The sequence below is a fragment of the Stenotrophomonas sp. P5_A8 genome (assembly GCF_056400545.1).
The window spans coordinates 1-988 of the sequence record NZ_JBFULB010000593.1 but is presented as its reverse complement, the minus strand read 5'-3'; the positions used below and the strand labels follow the sequence as shown (position 1 = coordinate 988).

2 protein-coding genes are annotated in these 988 nt (G+C 62.2%); both read left to right on the top strand.

Annotated elements, in window-relative coordinates; all coding sequences use genetic code 11:
- Positions 1–151: diacylglycerol kinase (locus tag AC1DQP_RS20915; RefSeq protein WP_478052488.1), on the top strand; the 151-nt coding region annotated here is incomplete at its 5' end.
- Positions 152–229: 78 nt separating this feature from the next.
- The coding region (locus AC1DQP_RS20910) for a phosphoethanolamine transferase domain-containing protein (protein WP_478052487.1) at positions 230–988 on the top strand (759 nt) is incomplete at its 3' end.

The window sequence follows — 988 nt, the reverse complement described above, 5'->3', positions numbered from 1 at the left end:
GCTTCTCAACTCCGCCATCGAGGCCGTGGTCGATCGTATCTCGCTCGATATCCACCCACTCTCCAAGAACGCCAAGGACATGGGCAGTGCCGCGCAGACCACGGCGTTGCTGATGGTCGGTGCTGTCTGGGCGGTGATCCTGTTGGCATAGGCAAGACAGAAGCACGTCCCTGACAACTTCCTGATACACCCGTTTCGATACTGCGCGCACTTTTCACTTCACGGAAGAATGCGCGTGCTTCAACGTCTGACCTCGATTCGGCTCACCGCAGTGCAATTGACCTGGATCGCCGCGCTGTTCTTCACCACCGCGGGGAACATCGCACTGTGGCAAACGCTATGGACCCACCTGTCGCTGAACACGCCGCGCAGCGTGCTGTTCCTGATCAGCCTGCCGATCTTCCTCTTCTGTGCGTTCAACATCCTGCTCACGCCGTTGCTGGCGCTGCCCTACCTGCGCAAGCCGCTGCTGGCACTGCTGGTCATCATCAGCGCGGCGTGCACCTACTTCATGCTCCACTACGGCGTGCTGATCGATCGCAGCATGGTGCAGAACGCGTTGGAGACCAACCAGGCCGAACTCGCCTCCTACGTCTCCGCGCCCTTGCTGCTTACGCTCTTGTTGCTGGGTGTGCTGCCTGCCACCGCGATGGTGTCCTTGCCGGTTCGACACACGGCGGGAAAATGGCGGACCGCGTGCGGATGGGTGGTCAATGTCGTGGCGTCGCTGGTGGTCTTCACTGTGGTGTCTCTGGCCTTCTACAAGGACTACGCCTCCCTGCTTCGCAACAACCGGCAGCTGAAGGACCAGGTGCTGCCCATAGCCGTCGTGCGCAATGCCAACGGCTATCTCAAACGCAGGTACATGGCCGTATCGCGCCCCCTGCAGACCGTCGCCGAGGACGCCACCCGCCCTGCAACGGTTGCGGGCCAGCGCCCCCGGCTGATCATCGCCGTCGTAGGCGAGACCGCGCGCGCCCGGAACTTC